9 protein-coding genes are annotated in these 9,760 nt (G+C 68.5%); all 9 read left to right on the top strand.

The window, feature by feature from the left end; all coding sequences use genetic code 11:
- The first annotated feature begins 44 nt into the window (after window positions 1-44).
- The 9 genes from QH283_RS13795 to QH283_RS13755 all read left to right on the top strand — a co-directional run bounded on the left by QH283_RS13795 (window position 45) and on the right by QH283_RS13755 (window position 9,733).
- The gene (locus QH283_RS13795) at window positions 45-899 is read left to right on the top strand and encodes an MlaE family ABC transporter permease (RefSeq protein WP_280503399.1); all 855 of its coding nucleotides are present in this window, start codon (window positions 45-47) and stop codon (window positions 897-899) included.
- Window positions 900-903: 4 nt separating this feature from the next.
- Window positions 904-1,767, top strand: a complete 864-nt coding sequence (locus QH283_RS13790; protein ID WP_280503398.1) for an ABC transporter permease — start codon at window positions 904-906, stop codon at window positions 1,765-1,767.
- A gap of 6 nt (window positions 1,768-1,773) precedes the next feature.
- Window positions 1,774-3,300 (top strand): MlaD family protein, encoded by a 1,527-nt coding sequence (locus tag QH283_RS13785; RefSeq protein ID WP_280503397.1) that lies wholly within the window; start codon window positions 1,774-1,776, stop codon window positions 3,298-3,300.
- Complete coding sequence (locus QH283_RS13780) at window positions 3,300-4,340, top strand: MlaD family protein (RefSeq protein WP_280503396.1); 1,041 nt, start codon at window positions 3,300-3,302, stop codon at window positions 4,338-4,340. Before QH283_RS13785 ends, QH283_RS13780 begins: the two co-directional genes overlap by 1 nt.
- Before the next feature lie 8 nt (window positions 4,341-4,348).
- Window positions 4,349-5,335 (top strand): MCE family protein, encoded by a 987-nt coding sequence (locus QH283_RS13775; protein WP_414689607.1) that lies wholly within the window; start codon window positions 4,349-4,351, stop codon window positions 5,333-5,335.
- A complete protein-coding gene (locus QH283_RS13770) occupies window positions 5,335-6,450 on the top strand; it encodes an MlaD family protein (RefSeq protein WP_280503395.1) in 1,116 nt (371 codons plus the stop codon). The genes QH283_RS13775 and QH283_RS13770 overlap by 1 nt, the downstream gene beginning before the upstream one ends.
- A gap of 8 nt (window positions 6,451-6,458) precedes the next feature.
- Window positions 6,459-7,550 carry an MlaD family protein gene (locus QH283_RS13765; RefSeq protein WP_280503394.1) on the top strand — a complete coding sequence of 364 codons (1,092 nt, stop codon included), beginning with the start codon at window positions 6,459-6,461 and terminating at the stop codon, window positions 7,548-7,550.
- On the top strand, window positions 7,547-8,710 hold the full coding sequence (locus QH283_RS13760; protein WP_280503393.1) for an MlaD family protein: 1,164 nt from the start codon (window positions 7,547-7,549) through the stop codon (window positions 8,708-8,710). The genes QH283_RS13765 and QH283_RS13760 overlap by 4 nt, the downstream gene beginning before the upstream one ends.
- Before the next feature lie 129 nt (window positions 8,711-8,839).
- Window positions 8,840-9,733, top strand: coding sequence for a hypothetical protein (locus QH283_RS13755; protein ID WP_280503392.1), 894 nt, complete (start codon window positions 8,840-8,842; stop codon window positions 9,731-9,733).
- Window positions 9,734-9,760 lie beyond the last annotated feature (27 nt).

Genomic DNA, 9,760 nt, shown 5'->3' with positions numbered 1-9,760 from the left:
CGGGTCGTCGGGGTAGGCCAACCGGCGTCGAGAGGGGTTAGCTAGTGCAGTCGACCAAGAGTCCTCCAGGAGGATCCCGCATCAACGAAGCGGTCGATTGGACGAGGGCCTATTGGGAAGACCATCCGAAACGGTCGCTGGAGACCTTCGGACGCCAGATCACCATGGGCATCTCGGCAATCGCCGAGTTGTTCATCGCCATCTTCCGAAAGCGCTTCCCCTTCGGGGAATTCGTGCGCCAATGCGCGTTCATGGCCAATGTCGCCGCCGCGCCGACACTGCTGGTCGCCATCCCGAGCGGGGTGTTCGTGTCCATCCAGGGCGGGGCGGTCGCCGGGCAGGTCGGCGCGACCTCCTTCATCGGCGCGGCCAACGGCCTCGGCATCGTCCAGCAGGGCGCCCCGCTGGTCACCTCGATCATGATCGCGGGCGCCGTCGGCTCGGCCATCTGCGCCGACCTGGGCTCACGCACCATCCGTGAGGAGATCGACGCCATGAAGGTCATGGGCGTCGACCCGATGCGCAGGCTGGTCGCTCCCCGGCTCGGTGCGGCGATGCTGGTCAGCGTGCTGCTGTGCGGCTTCGTGGTCTTCGTCGGCTTCCTCACCGGCTACGTGTTCAACATCTTCGCCCAGGGCGGCACGCCGGGTTCCTACATCGGCACCTTCTCCTCCTTCGCCGTCACCAGGGACCTGTTCGTCGCGCTGGTCAAGTCGATGATCTTCGGCCTGCTGGCCGCGATCATCGCCTGCGACACCGGTCTGAACACCCGCGGCGGCCCCGGTGGCGTCGCGAACTCCGTCAACTCCGCTGTGGTGAGCTCGGCCATCATGCTCTTCGGCGTGAACCTCGGGATCACGCAGATCTACAGCGCCCTCTTCCCCCCACAGGTGGTCTGAGCCGGTGTCATCGACTTATGTGCCGCCGCTGCTGCGGCCGCTGCAACAACTCAAGAAGGGCGCGCAGGCGCCGGTCGACCTGCTCGCCCGCATCGGTCACCAGGTCTTCTTCTTCCTGCGGTCGGTGGGCTCGATCCCGCTGGCGCTCAAGCAGTACCCGAAGGAAGTCTGGCGGCTGCTCACCGACGTCACCTGGGGCAACGGCAATCTCGTGGTCGGCGGCGGCACCATCGGCGTCGTCGTCATCCTGAGCGCCTTCGGCGGCATGACCGTCGGCATCCAGGGCCACACCTCGCTGAACCTGCTCGGCCTGAGCCCGATCACCGGCGCCATCTCGGCCTTCGCCACCACCCGCGAACTCGGCCCGCTGCTGGCCTCGCTGGCCTTCGCGGCCCAGGCGGGCTGCCGGTTCACCGCGCAACTGGGCGCCATGCGCATCTCCGAGGAGATCGACGCGCTGGAGTCGGTGGCCATCCGGCCGCTGCCGTACCTGGTCAGCACCAGGATGTTCGCGGCGATCGTCGCCATCGTGCCGCTGTACTGCCTCGGCCTGGCGGTCGCCTACATCTCCTGCTCGCTGACCGTGCAGATGATCGGCGGCACCGCGTCGGGCACCTACTCGCACTACTTCTACCAATTCCTGATCCCGACCGACGTGCTGTATTCGCTGCTCAAGGCGATCGTCTTCGTCGCGATCACGACATTCATCCAGTGCTACTACGGGTTCTTCGCCTCGGGCGGCCCGGAGGGCGTCGGCGTGGCGGCCGGCCGCGCGATCAAGATGTGCATCATCCTGGTCGTGTTCGCCGATCTGTTCATGACGTTGGCTATCTGGGGCGTCGACCCCGGAATTCGGATCTCGGGGTAAGGCGAGATGATCATCGATCCCAGTGGGCGTGGGCCCACCATGCGGCAGTTGCTGATCGCAGGCGCGTGCGGACTCGTGGTCTTCGCGGTCGTGCTCACGCTGCTGATGGCCCGCTACCAGGGCTATTTCGTGCCGAAGGTCAATGTGGTCGCGAATCTGACCACCACCGGCGACGGCCTGCCCTCCGACGCGGACGTCAAGTTCCGCGGCGTGCTCGTCGGCTCCGTCGACGAGGTCGAGGTGGCCGCCAGGGGCGAGCTGCAGAAGGTGCAGATCGAACTGAAGCCGGAGTACGCCGACAAGATCCCGGACAATGTCACCGCCCGCGTCGTGCCGAGCAACCTGTTCGCCGTCACCTCGGTGGAGCTGGTGTTCAACGGACCGTCGGACACCTTCCTCGAGGAAGGGTCGGTCATCGAGGAGGACCGCAGCAAGGGCACGATCGCGCTGCAGGACACGCTCACCACGGTGCGCGACATCCTGGAGAAGATCGACCCGGTGCAGTTCGGCCGCGTGCTCGGCACCCTGTCCCAGGCGCTGGACGGCAGCGGCCGCATGCCCGGCTCCACCGTGGAGCGGCTCGACCGCTGGGTCACCGCCGTCGACGAGTCCATCCCCGACCTGGGCGTGCTGCTCACCGACTTCTCCAATTCCTTCGCCGCGCTCAACGAGTCGGCGCCGGAGCTGGTGGACGTGCTCAGCGAATCGGTGCTCACCGCGCGCACCATCGCCGACCGCCGCACCGAGCTGATGTCGCTGATCACCGGCACGAGCGGCACGGTCGACTCGGTCAACACCCTGTTCGCGCGCAATCCCGATCAGGGCAAGCTGATCACCGCCGGCACCGCCGACACCTTCGGCGCGCTGACGGCCGACCCCTCGGCGATCACCCGCTCGCTGCTCAACCTGAGCGAGTCGCTGCGCAAGCTGAACGCCGTCTTCCACTGGGGCCCGGCCAACCAGATGGTGTGGGACGCGGGCATCACCCTCACCCCGTACAAGCCGTACACGGTCGAGGACTGCCCCCGCTACGACGAGATGGCAGGCCCGAGCTGCTTCACCGCGCCCGCGGTCGCCGAGCTGCCGCCGATGCCGGAGAAGCTGCGTCCGCGCGCGCTGGAGTCGGCCCAGGGCCTGCCGCCCGCCGTCCCGGTGCCCGGCCTGCCGCTGATTCCCGGCCTCACGGCGCTGGACTCCCAGGTCGTGGCGAGCGAGGACCAGGCAGCGCCGTCGCCGTTCGCCGGCACCCCGCTCGAGGGCATGATCCCGGCTCTGCCCGTGCTGCCCGGCCTTTCGCTGCCGGGGGTGCCGGCCCCGCAGCCCGCGGCCGATCAGTCCGCGCCCGCCGAGCCCGCGGGCGAGCCCGCCGACCCCACGGCGGTCGTGCCGCAGCAGGCGGGCGCCATCTCCTTCCGCGGTGACGACGCCATCGCGGTGCTGCTCGGCCGCCAGCCGACCGCCGCGGAGTACCTGCTGCTGAGCCCGATCCTGAAGGGCGGAACCATGACCGTGTCCGAGAGCGGGGTGCGCTGATGAGCATCCGCAAGCCGCTGATCGGATTCAGCATCTTCGCGCTGGTCTCGATCCTGGTGACCGTGGTCGTCTGGAACACCCTGGCGCGCACGGTTGCCGGCAGCACCAACAGCTACACGGCGGTCTTCACCGACGTGCTCGGCCTGCGCGAGGGCGACGACGTCCGCATGGCCGGTGTGCGCGTGGGCAAGGTCGAGGAGATCGAGCTGGTGCGTGACGAGGCGAACGAGGCCGTCGCCGAGGTCACCTTCATCGTCCAGCGCGACCAGACCATCTACGACGACACCAAGGCGCTGGTGCGCTACCAGAACCTGATCGGCCAGCGCTATGTCGCGCTCGAGCCCGGCGAGGCGACCTCGCCGCAGCCGCTGCCGGACAAGGGCACCATCCCGGTGGACCGCACCGAGCCGTCGTTCGACATCTCCGGTCTGCTCAACGGCTTCCAGCCGCTGTTCCAGGTGTTGCAGCCCGAGCAGGTGAACCGGCTGTCGGAGACCTTCATCCTGGCGTTGCAGGGCGACGGTGTGTCGCTGAGCTCGTTCATCGTGCAGGCCGCGCAGCTGGCGACCGATTTCCAGCGCCGCGACGCGATCCTGTCCGACGTCATCGCCAACCTGTCCGGCGTGATGGCGGGCCTGGCCAACCGGGGCGAGGAACTGGAGACCCTGGTGACCCAGACCAGAGCGCTGATCGGCGGCCTCTACGAGCAGGGCCAGTCGCTGCTCGGCTCAACCGAGACGATCACCGCGGCGACCACCGACCTGGTCGCCATGGTCGACCGCATCCAGCCCGGTCTGTCGCTGGCGCAGAACTCGACCACCGCGGCGTTGAACATGCTGCTCTACAACGGCGCCAAGCTGGACCAGGCGGCGGTGGACGTGCCGAGCATCCTCGCCGCGGCGGGCAGGCACACCTCCGAGGGCGCCTACGCCAACGCGTACCTGTGCGGCCTCGACCTGTCCCTGTACGGCGTGCTCTTCCCGCGCGGTCTGTTCTCCCAGATCGGCGGCAACTCCCATTCGGCGGTGTGTGGACCATGATCGCGAAGATGAAACGCCGCTTCGACGGCAATCGGCACTTCTGGCTCGGCATCATCGGTGCCGTCGTCGTGGTGATCCTGCTCGCGGTGGCGAGCGTGTACCGGCTGCTCGGCATCGGCCAGCAGGAGATCCACGCCGAGTTCGTGCAGGCCGCGGGCATCAAGGTCGGCGACAGGGTGAACGCGGCAGGCGTCGCGGTTGGCACGGTGGCCGACGCGAAGATCGAGGGCGACCACGTCCTGCTGACGCTCAACGTCGACAAGAGCCTCGACCTCGGCCCGGACGCCGCCGCCTCGATCAAGATGGCCACCCTGCTCGGCGCCCGCTACGTCGACCTGAACCCCGGCGACGGTTCCGGCCTGCCCGGCAACCGCATCCCGGTGTCGAACACCTCGGTCCCCTACGACCTGGCCGATGTGGTGCAGATCGGCACGCCGAAGTTCGAGGCGCTGGACACCGAGCAGCTGGCCGAGTCGCTCAACGTGCTCAACCAGCAGTTCGGCGACACCCCGGCGCTGACCGCGCAGGCGCTCGACAGCGTCGGCGCGCTGGCCAAGACCATCGACACCCGCCGCGAACAGGTCGACCAGCTGCTCAAGGACCTGGACCGGGTCACCGAGATCCTGGCCGAGAACCGCAACAGCGTGCTGCTGGTGATCACCCAGGGCGAGGCCATCGCCAACCGGGTGATGGAACGCCAGGACCTGCTTCGTCAGCTGCTTGACAACATCGCCACGCTCACGCGCCAGCTCGAGGAGATCGGCGCGCAGAACAACGACCAGCTCGGCCCGACCATCGCCCAGCTCAACACCATGGCCGAGGGTCTGCAGAAGAACAAGGACAACCTGGACCGGATGCTGTCCATCATGCCGCCGTCGGTGCGCTACCTGGCCAACTCGTGGGGCGGTTCCGGCCCGTACGGTGTGGTCGCGGTGCCGTGGCTGTTCCCGGACAACTGGTTGTGCTTCGTCCAAGTCATCGAGGGGTGCCAGTGATGAAATCCGCCACAAGGGCTTCGGCGCGCGCCAGGCTGCGCACCGCGGCCAGGAGTGCGGTGATCGGTGTCGCCGCGCTCGCTCTCGGCAGCTGCTCGCTGCTGCCGGACGCGGTGAATCCGTCGGCCGACACCCGCATCACCGCCGACTTCGAGAACATCGCGGGCATCTTCGTCGGCAACCCGGTCACGGTGCTCGGCCTCCAGGTCGGCACCGTGGACAAGATCGTGCCCAAGGGCACGCTCGTCGAGGTGCACATGTCGATCGACTCCGACGTGCGCATCCCCGACGATGTCGAGGCCGCGATCATCTCGCCCTCGATCGTGACCGACCGGCACATCGAGCTGACCCCGGTCTACACCGAGGGCGAGGAACTGCCCGACGGCTCGCATCTGCCGCTTGCGCGCACCCGCACCCCGGTCGAGCTGGACACCCTGATCAAGACCATCGACGAGTTCGCCGCCGCGCTGTCGCCGGAGCCGGGCTCGGAGGGCATCGGGCCGCTGTCGGGCCGGGTGCTCTACCCGATGCTCGACGGCAACGGCGCCAGGATCCGCGACACCCTCAACGCGCTGTCGGGCGCGCTGAAGGTCGGCGTGGACAACAAGGACGCCATTTCCAACATCATCGTCCGGCTCAACGAGCTGACCACGATGCTGGCCGAGAACGACCAGTCGGTGCGCGATTTCAGCAACCGGGTCACCCAGATGACCGGTCTGCTCGCCGACCAGGCCCCCGGCCTGCAGGCGACGCTGGACCAGCTCAACGCCTTCCTGGCCAACACCTCCACCACGCTCGGCGACTACCAGGACGAGTTGCAGGGCGCCCTGACCGGCCTGACCAACGTCACCCAGCAGTTGCGCGACAACGCCTACGGCGTGACCGAGGTCGTCGACGTGGCCCCGCTGGCGCTGCAGAACATCGACCGCATCGTCAGCCGCGAGCACCAGTGGGTGCGCCTGAACGCGGCGATCGGCACCTTCCTCAACGGTGAGATCGTCAGCCTGTTCTGCGAGCGCCTGCAGATGCGCGAGGACGGCTGCCGCACCGGCAATGTGCAGGACATGGGCCCGGATTACGGCCTGACCGCCGCACTGCTCGGACTGACGAAATGACGAACCGAATGAGCAACAAGGGACGCAGGGCGCTGGTCGCCCTGGCCGCTGTCGCCGCCGTCACCACGACCGCGGGGTGCGGACTCACGGTGGAGGATCTGCCGCTGCCCAAGCCGGGCCAGTCCGGTGACACCTACACCTTGCACGCGGTCTTCGACAACGCGTTGAACCTGCCCGACCAGGCCAAGGTGAAGATCGGCGGTTCCGATGTCGGCGTGGTCACCGACATCAGGACCAAGAACTTCCAGGCCGTGGTCGATCTGACCATCGACAGCGACATCGAGCTGCCCGAGGGCAGCACCGCCGAACTACGCCAGGCCACCCCGCTCGGCGACGTGTTCGTCGCGGTGTCCAAGCCGGTCGCCGAGCCTGGCACGCCCATGCTGAAGGACGGCGACACCCTGTCGCTGGAGCAGACCTCCGCCGGCGCCACCGTCGAGCAGCTGCTGATCTCGGTCTCGCTGCTGTTCAACGGCGGCGGTGTGGCGGCGCTGTCGAAGATCGGCTCGGAGCTGGACTCCATCGTGGGCGGGCGCGGCGACCAGCTCGCGCATCTGCTCACCGAGCTGACCGGCGTGGTCGGCAGCCTCAACGAGAACTCCGCGCGGGTGGACGCCACGCTCGAGCAGTTCCACACCCTGGCCGACACCCTGGAGGCCAGGCGGGCCGAGCTCGGCGAGGTGGCCGACACGCTGCCGCAGATGATCGGCGCCATCGCCGAGAACAACCAGGCCATCGGCGAACTGCTCACCAAGCTGTCCACCGCGTCGGCGGCCATCGGCGACTACTCGGTGACCTCCGGTGAGCAGTTGCAGAACCTGCTGAACAGCACCCACGAGCTGATGAACGCGCTGGCGGCCACCGGCAGCGAGTTCGAGGTCATGCTCGACCGCATGCACGAGATCCGCCCGAAGGTCGACGCCACCTTCCGCGGCCGCAGCTTCTCGGTCTACGCCACCGCGACCAACCTGGACGTCTCGGCGCTGACCGACCCCGCCTACGCGGGCCTGTGGGATCTCAACGACGTCGCCGACTTCACCGGCAGCATGCTCCAGGTGCTGCAACTGGTGCAGAACCGGGTGCAAGGGGGCGAGCGATGAAACTGTCGCGCAAGCAATGGCTCTCGGGCCTCGGCCTGCTGCTGGTGCTGGTGATCGGCGCGAGCTATCTCGCGGTGGCGGTCATGCGGATCAACCCGCTGCGCTCGGAGTACAAGGTGACGGTGCAGTTGGACCGTTCCGGCGGCCTACAGCCGGGCAACGACGTGACGCTGCGCGGATTCCGCGTCGGCAAGGTCGATTCCATCGATCTGATCGACCGCGGCCAGTCCATCGCGGCGGTGGCCACCATCGACAGCGACTACCGCATCCCGGTCGACACCACGGTGGCGGTGCAGGCGCTGTCGGGCGCGGGCGAGCAGTACATCGACTTCCGCCCGAACACCGAGGAGGGCCCCTACCTCGGTGACGGCGCGGTGATCGAGTTCGACGCCGAGCGGGTCAAGACGCCGACGCCGGTCTGGTCGGTGCTGGACAACTCCAGCGCGCTGATCTCCCAGATCGATCCCGACAAGTTCAGCGTGATCCTCAACGAGCTGGACGTCGCGCTCAGCGGCGGCCCGGACCAGCTGCGCGGCCTGATCAACGGCATCTCGCTGGTCACCGCCGGCCTGGATTCGCTGCTGCCGCAGACGACCAACCTGATCGCCAACCTGCGAACCATCGCCGCGACCACCTCGCAGGCGCAGCCGGACCTGGCGATCCTGACCGCCAACTCCGGCACCCTGTTCGAGCAGTTCAACAACGCCAACGCCGAGGTGCAGAGCATCCTCGACCAGGCGCCCGCGCAGCTGGCCCGTCTCGGCGCGGTGCTCGACACCACCACCGACCCGATGACCAGCCTGGTCACCAACTTCGTGGCCATCACCAAGGCGGCGCAGCTGCGCCTGCCCGCGCTGCGGGCGCTGTTCCCGTCGCTGGCCGCCGGTGTCGAGGCGCTCGGCGTGCCCGCGGTGAACGGGGAGTTCCGCGCCATGATCGACATCTGGCCGCGCCCGTTCTGCACCTACGACACCCCGGTCTACCGCAACGAGGTGGTGCAGGACGGTGCCATCCCGAAGTGGAACTACTGCGTGAATCCGCCTCCGGGACAGCAGATCCGCGGCGCGGCCAACGCGCCTCGGCCGGATGTGCCCAACAACGGCGCGCAGATGCCGCCGGGGGTCTATCCCAACGCGCGGACCCTTCCGCCGATCAAGTGAGCGACCCGGGCCGTGGATGTTCGCCACGGCCCGGCATACTCGCCGAGAGAACCGGCACGGAAGCTCTCCTCGTGCGACCGGCCACCCGATCGGCGCGCGCACGCGCCGGGAAAGTGCAGGTATCCATCGATGGCCACCGACAACGCCGACAACACCGACGACAAGCCCACCTCGGGTGATGCCACCGGCGCGGCCGACAGGGCGGGCTCCGGCGCGGAGGAGACCGTGAAGAAGACGTCCGCCGATGCCGACGCGGAGACGGTCGTGGTGAAGAAGGCCGCGTCGACCGAGGACACCGCCGACACGAAGAAGGTGTCGACCGCGAAGCCCGCCTCCGCCGGGGGCGGTGACACGAACAGCGGTGACACCGACACCAGGAGCGGTGACAAGAACGGTGGTGACAAGAACGGTGGCAACGCGGGCCTGACCCCGATGATCGCCGCCTTCGCGGCCGGCATCCTCGTGGTGGCCGCCGCGACCGCCGCTGTCGTGTTCTACCTCCAGGCCGACCGCCGCGGCGCCGAGCTGGCCGCCGTCGACGACGCCACCCGCGCGGCCTGCGATTTCGGCCGCATCGTCTCCGAGTACGACTACGCCAACGACCTGGAGGGCTACTTCACCCGGGTGAAGGAGAACGCCACCGGCGAGTTCCGTGACGAGTTCGGCGAGGCGGGTGAGGCGCTGTCGGAGGCGATGGTTCAGGCGCAGGTGAAGTCCTGGGTCGACGACGTGCAGTGCGGCTTCCAGAACGGCGACACCGAGCAGGCCAGCGTCCTGGTCACCATGACGCAGTTCCGCACCAACTTCACCCAGCCCAACCCGGATCGCCAGTACATCGTGGTGATCGCCGACCTGAAGAACGAGGACGGCAAGTGGAAGGTCGCCAAGCTGGACTCGCCGATGCTCAAGGGCACCGGTGGGGCGCTGCCCGGCGGCACGCCCGCTCCGGCCGAGGGTGAGCAGGCCCCCGCCGAGGGTGAGCAGGCTCCGGCGGAGGCGCCCGCCCCGGCGCCGGGCCACTGACCGGATCGCCGGCCGAGCCCAGACGAA

The organism is Nocardia farcinica (assembly GCF_029867845.1).
Lineage (GTDB): Bacteria > Actinomycetota > Actinomycetes > Mycobacteriales > Mycobacteriaceae > Nocardia > Nocardia farcinica_A.
Note: the sequence above shows the minus strand (reverse complement) of the source record. Positions and strands in the feature narration are given on the sequence as shown.

Bases quoted from the DNA above. Each gene is read 5' to 3' on its own strand.
- QH283_RS13775 (WP_414689607.1), top strand. From the start codon at position 4,349: ATGAAACGCCGCTTCGACGGCAATCGGCACTTCTGGCTCGGCATCATC.
- QH283_RS13770 (WP_280503395.1), top strand. From the start codon at position 5,335: ATGAAATCCGCCACAAGGGCTTCGGCGCGCGCCAGGCTGCGCACCGCG.
- QH283_RS13755 (WP_280503392.1), top strand. From the start codon at position 8,840: ATGGCCACCGACAACGCCGACAACACCGACGACAAGCCCACCTCGGGT.
- QH283_RS13760 (WP_280503393.1), top strand. From the start codon at position 7,547: ATGAAACTGTCGCGCAAGCAATGGCTCTCGGGCCTCGGCCTGCTGCTG.
- QH283_RS13765 (WP_280503394.1), top strand. From the start codon at position 6,459: ATGAGCAACAAGGGACGCAGGGCGCTGGTCGCCCTGGCCGCTGTCGCC.
- QH283_RS13785 (WP_280503397.1), top strand. From the start codon at position 1,774: ATGATCATCGATCCCAGTGGGCGTGGGCCCACCATGCGGCAGTTGCTG.
- QH283_RS13780 (WP_280503396.1), top strand. From the start codon at position 3,300: ATGAGCATCCGCAAGCCGCTGATCGGATTCAGCATCTTCGCGCTGGTC.